The organism is Paraburkholderia sp., assembly GCF_024281035.1.
Taxonomy (GTDB): domain Bacteria; phylum Pseudomonadota; class Gammaproteobacteria; order Burkholderiales; family Burkholderiaceae; genus Paraburkholderia.
Window position 1 is genome coordinate 1 of the sequence record NZ_JAMXLH010000073.1, and the last position, 16,134, is coordinate 16,134.

10 protein-coding genes are annotated in these 16,134 nt (G+C 66.7%); 3 read left to right on the top strand and 7 right to left on the bottom strand.

The window, feature by feature from the left end:
* On the top strand, positions 1 to 1,783 hold a 1,783-nt coding region (locus Q0L30_RS23415; RefSeq protein ID WP_296662585.1), incomplete at its 5' end, for a primosomal protein N'.
* A gap of 63 nt (positions 1,784 to 1,846) precedes the next feature.
* Here Q0L30_RS23415 and Q0L30_RS23420 read toward each other — a convergent pair.
* On the bottom strand, positions 1,847 to 2,032 hold the full coding sequence (locus Q0L30_RS23420; RefSeq protein WP_296662588.1) for a hypothetical protein: 186 nt from the start codon (positions 2,030 to 2,032) through the stop codon (positions 1,847 to 1,849).
* Between the two features lie 225 nt (positions 2,033 to 2,257).
* On the opposite strand from Q0L30_RS23420, the gene putA reads away from it, so the two are divergent.
* Both putA and Q0L30_RS23430 read left to right on the top strand, forming a co-directional pair.
* Positions 2,258 to 6,220, top strand: coding sequence for a trifunctional transcriptional regulator/proline dehydrogenase/L-glutamate gamma-semialdehyde dehydrogenase (putA, locus tag Q0L30_RS23425; RefSeq protein ID WP_296662590.1), 3,963 nt, complete (start codon positions 2,258 to 2,260; stop codon positions 6,218 to 6,220).
* Between the two features lie 94 nt (positions 6,221 to 6,314).
* A complete protein-coding gene (locus Q0L30_RS23430; protein WP_296662593.1) occupies positions 6,315 to 7,460 on the top strand; it encodes a branched-chain amino acid ABC transporter substrate-binding protein in 1,146 nt (381 codons plus the stop codon).
* A 154-nt stretch (positions 7,461 to 7,614) separates the two neighbouring features.
* On the opposite strand, the gene Q0L30_RS23435 is transcribed toward Q0L30_RS23430, so the two are convergent.
* From Q0L30_RS23435 to gcvP, 6 genes are all read right to left on the bottom strand, one after another.
* Positions 7,615 to 8,103: a GNAT family N-acetyltransferase gene (locus Q0L30_RS23435; RefSeq protein WP_296662596.1), complete on the bottom strand. Its 489-nt coding sequence runs from the start codon at positions 8,101 to 8,103 to the stop codon at positions 7,615 to 7,617.
* On the bottom strand, positions 8,100 to 8,393 hold the full coding sequence (locus Q0L30_RS23440; protein WP_296662598.1) for a DUF1778 domain-containing protein: 294 nt from the start codon (positions 8,391 to 8,393) through the stop codon (positions 8,100 to 8,102). Before Q0L30_RS23440 ends, Q0L30_RS23435 begins: the two co-directional genes overlap by 4 nt.
* Before the next feature lie 194 nt (positions 8,394 to 8,587).
* Complete coding sequence (locus Q0L30_RS23445; protein ID WP_296662600.1) at positions 8,588 to 10,318, bottom strand: thiamine pyrophosphate-binding protein; 1,731 nt, start codon at positions 10,316 to 10,318, stop codon at positions 8,588 to 8,590.
* Between the two features lie 78 nt (positions 10,319 to 10,396).
* A complete protein-coding gene (locus Q0L30_RS23450) occupies positions 10,397 to 11,785 on the bottom strand; it encodes an L-serine ammonia-lyase (RefSeq protein ID WP_296662603.1) in 1,389 nt (462 codons plus the stop codon).
* A 129-nt stretch (positions 11,786 to 11,914) separates the two neighbouring features.
* On the bottom strand, positions 11,915 to 13,045 hold the full coding sequence (locus Q0L30_RS23455; RefSeq protein WP_296662606.1) for an alginate lyase family protein: 1,131 nt from the start codon (positions 13,043 to 13,045) through the stop codon (positions 11,915 to 11,917).
* A 124-nt stretch (positions 13,046 to 13,169) separates the two neighbouring features.
* Positions 13,170 to 16,133, bottom strand: coding sequence for an aminomethyl-transferring glycine dehydrogenase (gene gcvP / locus Q0L30_RS23460; RefSeq protein WP_296662608.1), 2,964 nt, complete (start codon positions 16,131 to 16,133; stop codon positions 13,170 to 13,172).
* Between the last annotated feature and the right edge of the window lies 1 nt (position 16,134).

Consider the following 16,134-nt stretch of genomic DNA (forward strand, 5'->3'; position numbering starts at 1 on the left):
CAACGACGAGACCAACGACGAGACCAACGACGAGACCAACGACGAGACCAACGACGAGACCAACGACGAGACCAACGACGAGACCAACGACGAGACCAACGACGAGACCAACGACGAGACCAACAGCGCCGACGTCGTCCAGGTTCCGACCCTGAGCGACGAGCAGACGGCCGCCGTCGAAGCGATCGTCGCCGCGCGCGGCTTCGCGCCGTTTCTGCTGTACGGCGTGACGGGCAGCGGCAAGACCGAGGTCTATCTGCGCGCACTGGCTTCTCTGCTCGAACGCGAGCCCGATGCCCAGGCGCTCGTCCTTGTCCCCGAAATCAATCTGACGCCGCAGTTCGAGGCGGCGTTTCGCACGCGCTTCGCGGCCACGCTCGCCGACGATGCGATCGTCACGCTCCACAGCGGTCTGGCCGAAGGCGAGCGCGCGCGCAACTGGCTCGCGGCCCACGTGGGCCGCGCGCGCATCGTGCTCGGCACGCGGCTGGCCGTCCTCGCTTCGCTGCCGCGTCTCGCGATGCTCGTGGTCGACGAGGAGCACGATCCTGCCTACAAGCAGCAGGAAGGGCTGCGCTATTCGGCGCGCGATCTTGCCGTGTGGCGGGCCAAGCAGCTCGACGTGCCGGTGGTGCTCGGGTCGGCGACGCCGTCGCTCGAAAGCTGGTGGCAGGCCGAACAGGGCCGCTACACGCGCCTCACGCTCTCGCGGCGTGCCGTGGCCGACGCCGTGTTGCCCGCCATCCGGCTGATCGATCTCGAAGACGAGCGCAGGCGCGGCCGTGCGTCGTTCGAGGGATTGTCGGGGCCGCTGGTCGCGGCCATGAAGGCACGGCTTGAGCGCGGCGAGCAAAGTCTCGTATTCCTGAACCGGCGCGGTTACGCGCCGGTGCTCTCGTGCGACGCCTGCGGCTGGGTCGCGGGCTGTCCCCGCTGCAGCGCCTACGTCGTGCTGCATAAGCCCGAGCGGGCGCTGCGCTGCCACCACTGCGGCTGGGAATCGCGCATCCCGCGCTCATGTCCCGATTGCGGCAATGTCGATATCGCGCCGATGGGGCGCGGCACGCAGCGCATCGAGGAGGCGCTCGCGAGCGCGGTGCCGGATGCGCGCGTGTTGCGCATCGACGCCGACAGCACGCGCCGCAAGGGCAGTGCACAGGCGCTTTTCTCGGATGTTCACGCGGGCGACGTCGATATCCTGGTCGGCACGCAGATGATCGCGAAGGGCCACGATTTCCAGCGCGTGTCGCTCGTCGGCGTGCTCAACGCCGATAACGCGCTCTTCTCGCACGACTTCCGTGCGAGCGAGCGGCTCTTCGCGCAACTGATGCAGGTGAGCGGGCGCGCGGGCCGCAGCGGTCTGCCGGGCGAAGTGATGGTGCAGACGCGCTATCCGCGGCACGCGCTCTATCACGCGCTCGCGCGGCACGACTACGTGGGATTCGCGAATGCGCAGCTCGCGGAGCGCCGCGACGCGCATCTGCCGCCGTTCGTCTATCAGGCGCTGCTGCGCGCCGAAGGCCGCACGCTGGAGGCTGCGCTCGCGTTCCTCGGCGAGGCCGCGCAGGCGCTTGCCGCGATCCCGGCTGCGGAGCGGGTGACCGTCTACGACGCCGTGCCGCTCACGATCGTGAAAGTGATGAACGTCCATCGCGCGCAACTGCTCGTGGAGAGCCAGTCACGCGCCGCGCTACAGGCGACGTTGCGCGCATGGCAGCCGATGCTGCGCACCTTGCGCGGCGTGCTGCGCTGGAACCTCGAAGTCGATCCGCTCGATATCTAGGCACGCGCGCAACGGCGGATCATGCGCCGCTCATTTGCCGCTTATTCGCCGCTCATTCGCCCCTCACTCCATCGCGCGCCGGGTTGCCTTGCGCCGCGCGACGGGCGCCGACGCGCCGCGAATGAACAGCAACGCGCACAGCGCGCACATGCCCCAGATTCCGATCACCACCATGATCTTCTCCATCGTCTCCACCGTGCCCTTTTTTCTGGCCGTCTGTTGTCCCGCATCACCGTTATAACGGCGCAAGACCGGATTCGCTGAGGGTTATCAAAATAAGTTGTGCCCAGGGAAAATACCGAGCGCAACCGGTTGCCCCGTGGGCGGGGCATCCGCCGCAAACTCCTGAGGTATAAGGGTTTTCAGGGGTGCAACCTTAGTCATAGAGTGGTTGCACCTTTTAAATTGGAGGCGTACGATTCGCCAACTTTTTAGTCTTTCGCCGGCGCGGTTTGCCCGGCAAACGAAGGAAACATGGCCAGCACCACTCTTGGCGTCAAAGTCGACGACGTTCTCCGCTCACGGCTGAAAGATGCCGCCACGCGCCTCGAGCGCACGCCGCACTGGCTTATCAAGCAGGCGATCTTCGCTTACCTCGAAAGAATCGAGCACGGCCAGTTGCCCGCCGAACTCGCCGGCCACGCAGGCGTGGCCGATGTGTCCGACGGCGCCGGTTCCGATGCCGATGACGAAGGCGTCTCGCATCCGTTCCTCGAATTCGCGCAGAACGTGCAGCCGCAATCGGTGCTGCGCGCGGCGATCACGGCTGCGTACCGCCGTCCCGAGCCGGAGTGCGTGCCGTTCCTGATCGGCGAAGCGCGCCTGCCCGCGAACCTCACGGGCGACGTGTCGAAGCTCGCCACGCGCCTCGTCGAGACGCTGCGCGCCAAGCGCACCGGCGGCGGCGTGGAGGGCCTGATTCACGAGTTCGCGCTGTCGAGCCAGGAAGGCGTGGCGCTGATGTGCCTTGCCGAAGCGCTGCTGCGCATTCCCGACCGCGCCACGCGCGACGCGCTGATTCGCGACAAGATCAGCAAGGGCGACTGGAAATCCCACGTCGGCCATGCGCCGTCCCTGTTCGTCAACGCGGCGACGTGGGGCCTCATGATCACCGGCAAGCTCGTCACGACGAACAGCGAGGCGGGACTTTCGTCGGCGCTGACGCGTTTGATCGGCAAGGGCGGCGAGCCGCTGATCCGCAAGGGCGTCGACATGTCGATGCGCCTGATGGGCGAGCAGTTCGTCACGGGCGAGAATATCTCGGATGCGCTCGCGAACAGCCGCAAGTTCGAAGCGCGCGGCTTCCGCTACTCGTACGACATGCTCGGCGAAGCGGCGACGACCGAAGCCGACGCCCAGCGCTACTACGCCTCGTACGAGCAGGCGATTCACGCGATCGGCAAGGCCGCTGGCGGCCGCGGCATCTACGAAGGCCCGGGCATCTCGATCAAGCTGTCGGCGCTGCATGCGCGCTATTCGCGCGCGCAACAGGAGCGCACGATGGGCGAGCTGCTGCCGCGCGTGCGCGCGCTCGCCGTGCTGGCGCGCCGCTACGACATCGGCCTGAACATCGACGCCGAAGAAGCCGACCGGCTCGAAATCTCGCTCGATCTGCTCGAAGCGCTGTGCTTCGATCCGGAACTGCAGGGCTGGAACGGCATCGGCTTCGTGGTGCAGGCGTACCAGAAGCGCTGCCCGTTCGTGATCGACTACATCGTCGATCTCGCTCGCCGCAGCCGTCACCGCATCATGGTGCGCCTCGTGAAGGGCGCGTACTGGGACAGCGAAATCAAGCGCGCCCAGATCGACGGCCTCGAAGGCTATCCGGTGTACACGCGCAAGGTCTACACCGATGTCTCGTATCTCGCGTGCGCGAAGAAGCTGCTCGGCGCGCCCGATGCGGTGTATCCGCAGTTCGCGACGCACAACGCCTACACGCTCGCGGCGATCTATCACCTCGCGGGCCAGAACTACTATCCCGGCCAGTACGAGTTCCAGTGCCTGCACGGCATGGGCGAGCCGCTCTACGAAGAAGTCACGGGTCCGCTCTCGGCGGGCAAGCTCAACCGTCCGTGCCGCGTCTACGCGCCGGTCGGCACGCATGAGACGCTGCTCGCGTATCTCGTGCGTCGTCTGCTCGAAAACGGCGCGAACACGTCGTTCGTGAACCGCATCGCGGACGAAACCGTGCCGGTCGCAGAACTCGTCACGAACCCCGTCGACGATGCCGCGAAGGTCGTGCCGGCCGGTGCGCCGCACACGAAGATCCCGCTGCCGCGCGATCTCTACGGCAACGAGCGCCGCAACTCGATGGGCCTCGATCTCTCGAACGAGCATCGTCTCGCATCGCTCTCGTCGGCACTGCTCGCGAGCGCGCACCATCCGTGGCGCGCCGCGCCGATGCTGGAAGGCGGCGAGTCGGCGAGCGGTTCAGGCGTGGCGCGCGACGTGCGCAATCCGGCCGATCACCGCGACCTCGTCGGCACCGTTGTGGAGGCAACGTCCGAAGACGTGAGCGCCGCGCTCGCACATGCCGTGGCCGCCGCGCCGATCTGGCAGGCGACGCCCATCGAAGCGCGCGCCGACTGTCTCGCGCGTGCCGCCGACCTGCTCGAAGCGCAGATGCACACGCTGATGGGCCTGATCGTGCGCGAAGCGGGCAAGTCGCTGCCGAACGCCATTGCCGAAATCCGCGAAGCGACCGACTTCCTGCGCTACTACTCGACGCAGATCCGCCAGGAATTCTCGAACGACACGCATCGTCCGCTCGGCCCGGTCGTGTGTATCAGCCCGTGGAACTTCCCGCTCGCGATCTTCATGGGCCAGGTGGCCGCCGCGCTCGCAGCCGGCAACACGGTGCTTGCGAAGCCCGCCGAACAGACGCCGCTGATCGCAGCCCAGGCCGTGCGTATCCTGCGCGAAGCCGGTGTTCCGGCTGGCGCCGTGCAACTGCTGCCGGGCGATGGCGAAACCGTGGGCGCGGCGCTTGTCGCCGATGCGCGCACGCGCGCCGTGATGTTCACCGGCTCGACCGAAGTCGCGCGCCTCATCAACAAGACGCTTTCGGAACGCCTCGATTCCGACGGCCGTCCGATTCCGCTGATCGCCGAAACCGGCGGCCAGAACGCGATGATCGTCGATTCGTCGGCGCTCGCGGAACAGGTCGTCGCGGACGTGCTGCAATCGGCGTTCGACTCGGCAGGCCAGCGCTGCTCGGCACTGCGCGTGCTCTGCCTGCAGGACGACGTGGCGGAGCGCACGCTCGAAATGCTCTCGGGCGCCATGAAGGAACTGGCGATCGGCAATCCCGACCGGCTCTCGACCGATGTCGGCCCCGTCATCGACGCCGAAGCGAAGCGCGGCATCGACGCGCACGTCGCCGCGCTGCGCGAGAAGGGCCGCAACGTCACGCAACTGCCGGTGCCGGAAGGCTGCGCCGCAGGCACGTTCGTGCCGCCGACGCTCATCGAACTCGACAGCATCGACGAACTGAAGCGCGAAGTGTTCGGCCCGGTGCTGCACGTGATCCGCTATCGCCGCAGCCAGCTCGACAAGTTGCTCGAACAGATTCGCGCGACCGGCTACGGCCTCACGCTCGGCATCCATACGCGTATCGACGAGACCATCGCGCATGTGGTGAGCAACGCGCATGTGGGCAACATCTACGTGAACCGCAACGTGATCGGCGCGGTGGTCGGGGTGCAGCCGTTCGGCGGCGAAGGGCTGTCGGGCACGGGTCCGAAGGCGGGGGGCGCACTGTATCTGTCGCGCCTGCTCGCGAAGCGTCCGGCCGGTCTGCCGGCGTCGCTTTCGCAGGCGCTCGTGGTCGATGTCCCGCAAAGCGAAAACGGCGAACCGGTGCACTCGACGCATACCGCACTCACGTCGCTGCGCGACTGGCTGATCGCCGAGCGCGAACCGGCGCTGGCCGCACGCTGCGACGGCTACCTCGAATACGTGCTGGCGGGCGCAACCGCCGTGCTGCCGGGGCCGACGGGCGAGCGCAACACCTACACTCTTTCGGCGCGCGGCACGGTGCTGTGCGTGCCGTCGACGGCGACCGGCGCGCGTGCGCAATTTGCCGCAGCACTCGCGACGGGCAACCGCGCGCTCTTCTCGGGCGCGGCGGGCGAAGCGCTCGTGAGCGCACTGCCGGCGAAGTTGAAGGCGCAGGCCGCCGTGCACAAGGGCAAGGACGGAGGCAGTGATGCGAAGTACGACGCGGTGCTCTTCGAAGGCGACAGCGACGAGCTGCTCGCGCTCGTGAAGGAAGTGGCAAAGCGTGCAGGACCGATCGTGTCGGTGCAGGGCGTTGCAGCCCATGCACTCGCGAACGGCGACGAAGATTACGCCCTGGAACGTCTCCTGACCGAGCGTTCTGTGAGCGTGAACACAGCCGCGGCGGGCGGCAATGCAAATTTGATGACGATCGGTTAAGCAGCCGCCATACTGACGGTCGTCTCAATGACAAGGAAGCGGCACGGCGCACGCCGAAGCCGCTCCGTTCCATACCTGGTAGCAAGGAGAAGATATGCAGCACACCATGAAGCAGCTGGCAGGCGCAACGATTGTTGCCGCCATGTCGCTGGCCGGGACGGCGCACGCGCAAGTCGAAGAGGTGAAGATCGGTTTCGCTGGTCCGATGACCGGTGCGCAGGCCCACTACGGCACGGATTTCAAGAACGGCATCACGCTTGCTGTCGAGGAAGAGAACGCAACCAAGCCGGTGATCGGCGGCAAGCAGATTCACTTCGTGCTCGACGCGGCTGACGACCAGGCCGACCCGCGCACGGGCACGACCGTCGCGCAGAAGCTCGTGGACGACGGCATCAAGGGCATGCTCGGCCACTTCAACTCGGGCACGACGATCCCGGCTTCGCGCATCTACGCGAACGCGGGCATCCCGCAGATCGCGATGGCGACCGCGCCGGAGTACACGCAGCAAGGCTTCAAGACGACCTTCCGCATGATGACCTCCGACACGCAGCAGGGTTCGGTGGCAGGCGCGTTCGCCGTCAAGTCGCTCGGCATGAAGAAGATCGCCGTGGTTGACGACCGCACGGCCTACGGCCAGGGCCTGGCAGACCAGTTCGCGAAGGCAGCGAAGGGCGCAGGCGGCACGATCATCGACCGCGAGTACACGAACGACAAGGCCGTGGACTTCAAGTCGATCCTGACCAGGCTGAAGTCACAGAATCCCGACCTGATCTATTTCGGCGGCGCGGATTCGCAAGCGGCCCCGATGGTCAAGCAGATGAAGTCGCTTGGCATCAAGGCTCCGCTGATGGGCGGCGAAATGGTTCATACGCCGACCTTCCTGCAGCTCGCAGGCGACGCGGCGAACGGCACGGTGGCATCGCTCGCGGGCCTGCCGCTGGACGAAATGCCGGGCGGCAAGGGCTACGTGGAGAAGTACAAGAAGCGCTTCGGTGAAGACGTCCAGACGTACTCGCCGTATGCATTCGACGGCGCGATGGCGATGTTCGCAGCGATGAAGGCGGCGAACTCGACGGATCCGGCGAAGTACCTGCCGTACCTCGCGAAGACGAGCATGCCGGCTGTGACGACGAAGGAACTCGCGTACGACGCGCACGGCGACCTGAAGAACGGCGGCATTACGCTGTACAAGGTTGTCGACGGCAAGTGGACGACGCTGCAAAGCGTGGGCGGCAAGTAAAGCCCATTTGCCTCGCGGCGTGAGCGGCAGCCGGAATATCGGGTGCCGCGCGCCGCGGCCGATGTAGTGCCGCAAGTGAAAGCCCCGCAGGGAGAATTCCCTGCGGGGCTTTTCGTTGTGCGACTGTGTTGCCGGTCAAGCCGTGCGGAGTTCTTTAAAGGGCGGCTTTTAGATCGGCAAGCGTCACCAGTAGTGTCATGGGATCAAGTTGTGATCGCTCGAATCCCATTCGCTCGTAGAACGTCTGTGCTTTCTCCGAGAGGGCGTGTACCAGCATCCCCCGGATGCCGATCGTGTCGGCGGCCTGGATCACGCGAAGGCAAGCATCCCGAACCAGAGCGCGGCCGATGCCTCGGCCATGCAACGATTGGTCGACGGCCAGCCGTCCCAGAACGACTACGGGAATCGGGTCTGGCATGTTACGGCGAAAGCGGCCGGGAGCCGCGTCTACCGTGACAGCACTCGATGCCAGAGCATAGTAAGCGAGCACCCGCTGCCCTTCGGCGGCGACGAATGTCCGCGATGCGCCTGTACCCTGGTTCTTCAACGCCCGGCGTTTCAACCATTGATCCAGGCTTTCTACTCCCGAACTGAACAAGTCCAGTTCGTGATGTGACGCGAGTGGCTCGGGCGCTCCAATCATCGATCCGTATCCCACGGCGCCGGCGTCTGGAGCATTTTGCGTAAGCGCTCATTCGGCTGCGGAGGCATGTCGAGACGCGCCAGAAAGGCCGCGTAGGCGTCCGGCGAACTCGTGATGATGGTCTGATCGAGTAGCGCCTCTTCCGCGGCATTGCGCGCGGCTTCCAGCACGAAATCGGTGCGGTTTTTTCCCCGTAGTTTCGCGGCCCTGTCGATCAGGCTTCGCTCTTCAGGCTTGATGCGAATGTTCAGAGTTTCCCGCTTGGCGGGCAATGCATTCTGCGCCGTCATGGAAGCGATCCTCCAATGCATTAGATCACTTGCACTCTAGCATGGTGCACTGACGTTGTCATTACGAATTGACCGCGGTGCAATTCTGATATGGCCTACGGCTATCGCGACAGCGCCGACCTGTTCCTCAAGATCAGCGCTGCCTTGACGTTGCGGGAAGCATCCACGCGGGATTGCACCGTGTCCGTTTTCGCTTACGCGCCCTTCTTGAGCGCCGCTTCGCGAATCTGCGTGAGCGTCATGGCGGGCGTGCTCGCGTCCTTCGGGATGCGGATCTCGATGAGCGCGGGCCGTCCCGCGTCAAGCGCGCGTTCCAGCGCGGGCAGGAACGCCGACGTGGACTCGACAACTTCGCCGTGCGCGCCGAACGCGTGCGCGAAGGCCGCGAAATCCGGGTTCGTGAGCTGCGTGCCGTGAACGCGCCCCGGATAGTGCCGCTCCTGATGCATGCGGATCGTCCCGTAGTGCCCGTTGTTCACGACGATGAACACCACGTTGAGCCCGTACTGCATCGCCGTGGCGATTTCCGGCGCCGACATCATGAAGCACCCGTCGCCCGCGAGCGCGACCACGGTGCGCGACGGATAAAGCGACTTCGCGGCAATCGCGGCGGGCACGCCGTAGCCCATCGCGCCGCTGGTGGGCGCGAGCTGCGAGCGGAAGTGACGGTACGCGAAATGCCGGTGCAGCCACGTTGCGTAGTTGCCTGCGCCGTTCGTGACGATGGCGTCGTTGGGCAGGCGCGCGCGCAGTTGCTGGATTATTTCGCCCATCTGAACATCGCCGGGCATCGGGCGCGGCTCGCGCCATGCCAGATACGCGCGGTGCGCGTCCTCGGCGCAACCCTCCCATGCACATGTGGCGGGCGCGTCGAGCGCCGCGAGCATCGATGCGATTTCGGGCAGACCCGACACGATTGGCAGATCGGCCGCATAGACGCGCCCGAGTTCTTCCGCGCCCTGGTGGACGTGGATCAGCGTCTGCTTCGTCTTCGGAATGTCGAGGAGCGCGTAGCCGCCCGTGGTCGCTTCGCCAAGGCGCGGTCCGAGCGCGAGCAGCACGTCGGCCTCGCGGATGCGCTGCGCCAGCGCCGGATTTATGCCGAGGCCCACGTCGCCCGCATAGTTCCGGTGATCGTTGTCGAGCGTGTCCTGGAAGCGGAACGCGAGTCCGATGGGCAAGCGCCAGTTCTCGACGAAGCGCTGCAGATCCGCGCAGGCGGCGCTCGTCCAGCCGTGGCCGCCCGCGATCACGAATGGCTTTTTCGCGTTCGCGAGCAGCGTGCGCAACTGCTCGATCTGCGCGGCCGAAGGCGAGGCCTGCACGCGCTGCGCGGCGGGCGCGACGGGCTGCGCGTCGGCGGCGGGAAAGACATCGCTCAGCATGTCCTCGGGCAGCGCGAGCACGACCGGCCCGGGGCGTCCCGAAGTCGCGATATGGAATGCGTGGCTCAGATATTCGGGCACGCGGCGCGCGTCGTCGATCTGCGCGACCCACTTCGCCATCTGGCCGAACATGCGCCGGTAGTCGACTTCCTGAAACGCTTCGCGGTCCATCTGCTCGCGTGCGACCTGGCCGATCAGCAGGATCATCGGCGACGAATCCTGGAACGCCGTGTGCACGCCGATCGACGCGTGCGTCGCGCCCGGCCCGCGCGTGACGAATGCGATGCCCGGCTTGCCGGTGAGCTTGCCCGCAGCTTCGGCCATGTTCGCGGCCGAAGCTTCGTGGCGGCACACGATGGTCTCGATGCGGTCCGTGACGTCGTACAGTGCGTCGAGCACCGCGAGGTAGCTCTCGCCCGGTACGCAGAACACGCGTGTCACGCCGTTCGCGGCAAGCGCATCGACGAGGAGGTGCGCGCCCGTGGTCGTCGGCGCGCTCGTGCGGCTGGCGCAGTCGTGCGGCGGTGTAGTCGCGGTCATGTCTGTGTGTCTCCTGTTGTATGTATTAGAGGAAAGGACGACGCGCGCGACCTGGCAAAGGACGACGCGCGCAGCGCGTCAGCACTCGACGATATTCACCGCGAGGCCGCCGCGCGAGGTTTCCTTGTACTTCGTCTTCATGTCGGCGCCGGTCTCGCGCATCGTCTTGATGACCGAATCGAGCGAGACATAGTGCGCGCCGTCGCCGCGCAGCGCCATGCGCGCCGCGTTCACGGCCTTCACGGACGCCATCGCGTTGCGCTCGATGCAGGGAATCTGCACCATGCCGCCGACGGGATCGCAGGTGAGGCCGAGGTTGTGCTCCATGCCGATCTCGGCGGCGTTCTCGACTTGCTGCGGCGTGCCGCCGAGCACGGCGGCGAGCGCACCCGCGGCCATCGAGCACGCGACGCCCACTTCGCCCTGGCAACCCACTTCAGCGCCGGAAAGCGACGCGTTGAGCTTGTAGAGAATGCCGATGGCCGCGGCGGTGAGCAGGAAGTCGATCACGCCCTGCTCGGTTGCACCCGGCGTGAAGCGCACGTAGTAGTGCAGCACGGCCGGGATGATGCCCGCGGCGCCGTTGGTCGGCGCCGTGACGACGCGCCCGCCCGCGGCGTTTTCTTCGTTCACGGCGATCGCGTAGACGTTGATCCAGTCGATCATCGAGAGCGGGTCTTGCAGCGCGCGCTCGGGGTTGCCGGTGAGTGCGCGATAGAGCTGCGGCGCGCGGCGCTTCACGTTGAACGGGCCCGGCAGCGTGCCTTCGGCCGCCGGATTGCCGACGCCGATGCCGCGCGAGACGCACGACTGCATCACGCCCCAGATGCGCAGCAGGCCGCTGCGGATTTCTTCGTCGGTATGCCAGACGCGCTCGTTTTCGAGCATCAGTTGCGCGATGCTGTTGCCGGTCGAGGCGCACAGCGCGAGCAGCTCGTTGCCCGTGCGAAACGGCCGCGGCAGTTGCGCTGCGGCGGCCAGCACCTTCGTGTTTGCCGCACCGGCCGTCACGACGAAACCGCCGCCCACGGACAAATAGGTGCTTTCGCGCAGCGTTGCGCCGTCGGCATCGTACGCGCGCAGCTTCATGCCGTTCGGATGCTCGGGCAGCGCCTGACGATAGAACGCGATGTGCTCCTTCTGCACGAACGGGATCGTGTGATGACCGGCCAGTGCGAGGCTGCGCGATGCGCGCACGGCTTCGAGCCGTTCGGCAATGGTGTCGGGGTTCACCGTGTCGGGCGCGTCGCCCATCAGCCCGAGCATGACGCCGCGGTCGGTGCCGTGGCCCTTGCCGGTCGCGCCGAGCGAGCCGTACAGCTCGCATTTCACCGATGCCGTGGCGGCGAGCAGACCGTCACGCTCAAGTCCTTCGACGAACATCAGCGCCGCCCGCATGGGGCCGACCGTGTGCGAACTGGACGGTCCGATGCCGATTTTGAAGAGATCGAAAACGCTGACTGCCATGTCTAGTACTCCTGCTTGCTAAAAACTGCTGTCTCGTTTAATAACCGCGCGCCTGGTCATACATTTGACTGCGCGCTGGTCGGTACTTGTACGCCGCATGGCCCGTGCCGCCTGGCGCCCCTGGCGCTCCTAGCGCGCGGGCAGCGGCAGGCACACGGCGAGCCAGGCGGGGGGCTTCGGCGCGAGCCGGAGCGCGATCGGCGTAAAGCGGCCGTTCAGCCGGGCCGCCAGGTGGAACAATTCGGCGGCGTTCTTCGGGTCCCACGGGCCGGAGAAGCCGGGCAGGCCGGCTTCGCGCCGCCGCGCGTCGAAGGCCACCGTCGAGTGCACGAACTCCTCGTGCGTTTTCTCGCCCGTCGCGTAGGGCGCGAGCCAGTCGAGCGCCCGCGTGAGCGTCGCGCCGTTCGCCGCCCGCTCGTTGAGCCAGTTGCGGTTGTGGCGGCGCGCGGCGAGCGCGGCTGTCACGAGCGGCTGCAGGTCGTACGCGACGTAGTGCAGCGCGTCGCGCTCGGCGAAATCGCGCGTCGAGCCGTCGGGCGCGATGTTGTCGCCGATGTGTTCCACGAAGAGCCGCTGCGCTGTCGCAATCATCTTCCGGTTGTCGAGCGTGAACGCGATCATCGCTATCAGTTTGACCCGGTGGCTCTGCCAGTTGTTCGCGAAATTGCCCTTGAGCGGGCGCGGCTGCGCGTCCACCTGTGCGATGTAGCCGTTTGCGAAGCGGTTCAGGAACGCCATGGTCGCGTTGCGCGTTTTGACGGGCAGCGCGCTCGCGGTCATGTCGTAGGCGAGGATCAGGCTTTCGAAGCGCGTTTCGTCGATCGGATTGAAACTCGGCCGATAGGTGGCGACCCAGGCAGTGAGAAAGCGGTCGACGAGCTTCAGAAAGCGATCGTCGCTCGTCGCGCGCCATGCGAGCGCGGCGTCGCGCATGAGATCGAGCTCGTTCGCTGCCTCGACGCTCTGGTCGTAGATGCCCTCGTGCGGCAGGGTGCCTTCGGTGTGCAGGGTGGCGACCGGGTGCGGCATGTCGTTCACACGCGCCGCGACCTGTGCGACGAGCGTCTTCACGCCGGGGTCCGCGTTGGTGCGCTCGCTCGTTTGCAGCGCGGGTGCTGCGCAGAAATTCATCGCCGCGTGTGCCGCGGGCGCCGAGGCGAACCAGGCGCAGGCCGCAGCCAGCGCACAGGCGAGTTTCGCGCCGTTGCGCATCCGCCGGGTCGACGCCCGGGTTGAGACCGTTCGCACCTTCCGCGCCATGCGGGACTCCCTGATTCAAGCCTGACAGGTGTGTGATGGTAACGGTTTGTGGCGGCAAATGTGAGTGCGACGCCAGCCAGGCGCGCCGGTAACCGGCGGCGCGCCTGGCGGCATCAGTCGCGCTTTACGCCTGCTGTGCCTCTGCGGCCTGCGCGTCGTCGTACTCGCTGACGGGCACGCACGAGCAGAACAGGTTGCGGTCGCCGTAGGCATTGTCGGCGCGGCCAACCGGCGGCCAGTACTTCTGCGCCACCAGCGAGCGCACGGGATACGCGGCCTGTTCGCGCGAGTACGCGTGCTTCCAGTCGTCGGCGACCACCACGGCCGCCGTGTGCGGCGCGTGCTTCAGCGGATTGTCTTCCTTGTCGGCGCGGCCTTCTTCCACGGCGCGGATTTCCTCGCGGATCGCGATCATCGCGGCGATGAAGCGGTCGAGTTCCTCCTTCGATTCCGATTCGGTCGGCTCGACCATCAGCGTGCCCGGCACCGGGAAGCTCATCGTGGGCGCGTGGAAGCCGTAGTCCATCAGGCGCTTGGCGACGTCGTCGACGCTGATGCCGCTCGCATCCTTGATGGGACGCAGATCGAGGATGCACTCGTGCGCGACGAGTCCGCCCGGGCCGCTGTAGAGCACCGGGAAGTGCGGCGCGAGTTGCTTCGCGACGTAGTTCGCGTTGAGGATCGCGGCCTCGGTGGCGGCCGTGAGGTTGGCCGCGCCCATCATCGCGATGTACATCCACGAGATCGGCAGGATCGAAGCCGAGCCGTAAGGCGCCGCGCTCACTGCGCCGATGCCGTGATCGTCGCGCTTGTAGCCGCTCGAAAGCTGGTTCGGCAGGAACTTCGCGAGATGCGCGCCGACCGCGACCGGGCCGACGCCCGGTCCGCCGCCGCCGTGCGGGATGCAGAAGGTCTTGTGCAGGTTCAGGTGCGAAACGTCGCCGCCGAACTGGCCGGGCGCTGCGAGGCCGACCATCGCGTTCATGTTCGCGCCGTCCACATAGACCTGGCCGCCGTGCGTGTGCACGATCTGGCAGACTTCGCGCACGTTCTGTTCGAACACGCCGTGCGTCGAGGGATACGTGATCATGATCGCCGCGAGATTCGCGGCGTGCTGTTCGGCCTTCGCCTTCAGATCGGCGATGTCGATGTTGCCTTGCGCGTCGCAGGCGACGACGACGACCTGCATGCCTGCCATCTGCGCCGACGCCGGATTCGTGCCGTGCGCCGATGCCGGAATCAGGCAGACGTTGCGATGTCCTTCGCCGCGCGAGGCGTGATACGCGTGGATGATGAGCAGGCCCGAGTACTCGCCTTGCGAGCCCGCGTTCGGCTGCAGCGAGACGGCGGCGTAGCCGGTTGCGGCCACGAGCATCTGTTCGAGCTGATCGATCATCTCGCGATAGCCGACCGTCTGCTCGGCGGGTGCGAACGGGTGAATGCGGCCGAACTCGGGCCACGTGACCGGCAGCATTTCCGAGGTGGCGTTGAGCTTCATCGTGCACGAGCCGAGCGGGATCATCGAACGGTCGAGCGCGAGATCCTTGTCGGAGAGGCTGCGCAGGTAGCGCAGCATTTCCGTTTCCGAATGGTGGCGGTTGAACACCGGATGCGCGAGATACGCGCCTTCGCGCACGAGCGAGGCCGGGAACGATGCCGCGACTTGCTTCGAGATTTCGGCGTCGAGCGCATCGACCGACGGCGCGGCGTCCGCGAACGCGGCTTGCGCGAACACGGCGAGCAGATCGGCGAGATCGGCGCGCGTCGTCGTTTCGTCGACGGACACACCCACGCGCGTTGCGCCGACGTGGCGCAGGTTCATGCCGCGCGCGAGTGCTGCGTCGATGAGCGCCTGGGTGCGCGGGCCCGATTCGAACGTGAGCGTGTCGAAGAAGGTTTCGTTGACGAGCGTGTAACCGAGCTGCTTCGCGCCGGCCGCGAGGATCGCCGCGACGCGGTTCACGCGCTGCGCGATCGTCTTCAGGCCGTGCGGGCCGTGATAGACCGCGTACATGCTCGCCATGATCGCGAGCAGCGCCTGCGCCGTGCAAACGTTCGACGTGGCTTTCTCGCGGCGGATGTGCTGTTCGCGCGTTTGCAGCGCGAGGCGCAATGCGGGGTTGCCTTGCGCGTCGACGGTCACGCCGACGAGACGGCCCGGCATCTGGCGCTTGAATTCGTCGCGCACGGCCATATAGGCGGCGTGCGGGCCGCCGAAGCCCATCGGCACGCCGAAGCGCTGCGCGTTGCCGATGGCCACGTCCGCGCCCCAGACGCCGGGCGGCGTGAGGATCGTGAGCGCGAGCAGGTCGGCGGCGGCGATCACCGCGCCGCCCGCGGCGTGCACGGCCTGGGCGAGTTCGCGGTAGTCGCGCACGTCGCCGTTCACGCCCGGATACTGCAGCAGCACGCCGAACGCACCGGCTTGCGGAGCTTCTTTCGCCGGGCCGACCTTGACTTCGAGGCCGATCGGCTTTGCGCGCGTCTTCACGACTTCGATGGTTTGCGGCAGCACGTCGTCGGCGACGAAGAAGATCTTCGACTTCGACTTGCTGGTGCGCTGCACGAGCGTCATCGCTTCGGCGGCGGCGGTGGCTTCGTCGAGGAGCGACGCGTTGGAGATCGCGAGACCGGTGAGGTCGGTGATCATCTGCTGGAAGTTCAGGAGCGCTTCGAGGCGGCCCTGCGAGATTTCCGGCTGATATGGCGTGTACGCGGTGTACCACGCCGGGTTTTCGAGCACGTTGCGCAGGATGACGGCCGGCGTGTGCGCGTCGTAGTAGCCCTGCCCGATGTACGAGCGGAACACCTGGTTCTTGTCCGCGAGCGCGCGCAGGCCCGTGAGGGCTTCGGCTTCGGTGCGCGGCGCGGCGAACGGGCCGAGCGGCAGCGCTTCCTTGCGGCGGATCGCGGCCGGAATCACAGCTTCGATCAGTGCGGCGCGCGAGGCGAAGCCGAGCGTGTCGAGCATCGCCTGCTGGTCGGCCGCGTCGGGGCTGATGTGGCGCCCGGCGAAGGCGTCGTGCGATTCAAGCGCAGCGAGCGTGAGGGAAGTGTTCATCAGATGATCCGGGTGTTCGAGCTTCATG